The organism is Psychrobacter sp. TB55-MNA-CIBAN-0194 (genome assembly GCF_040309505.1).
GTDB lineage: Bacteria > Pseudomonadota > Gammaproteobacteria > Pseudomonadales > Moraxellaceae > Psychrobacter > Psychrobacter fozii.
In genome coordinates this window covers 1-273 of the sequence record NZ_JBEOOW010000273.1, presented here as the reverse complement: position 1 = coordinate 273, position 273 = coordinate 1, and the positions used below count along the sequence as shown (strand labels likewise).

The 273-nt window shown below is 46.2% G+C and carries 1 pseudogene; it reads left to right on the top strand.

Annotation, left to right across the window (positions count from 1 at the left end):
• Nucleotides 1-9: 9 nt before the first annotated feature.
• Nucleotides 10-273: pseudogene (locus AAEY75_RS15130) on the top strand (hypothetical protein); the annotation flags it as partial.

The following is a 273-nucleotide window of genomic DNA, read 5'->3' as shown; positions in this document are numbered from 1 at the left end:
CTTCAGGGCATAGAGCATGTTTGTCGACGCGAAGGTTACATGCTAATGGTATGCAACACAGACAATCAGAAAGAGCTACAAGACAGCTATTTAAAATTACTCGAAGCACATCGAGTCGATGGCATAATCGTCAATACCGCCGGCATGGCACAAAAACAAATCACCAATTTGAAGCGAATCTCTTGCCCTTTGGTTCTCGTCGATCGGATCGATACTTCGCTTGGGTTTGATACCGTTGGGCTAGACAACGAAGCGGCTGTCAAAGAGGTATGC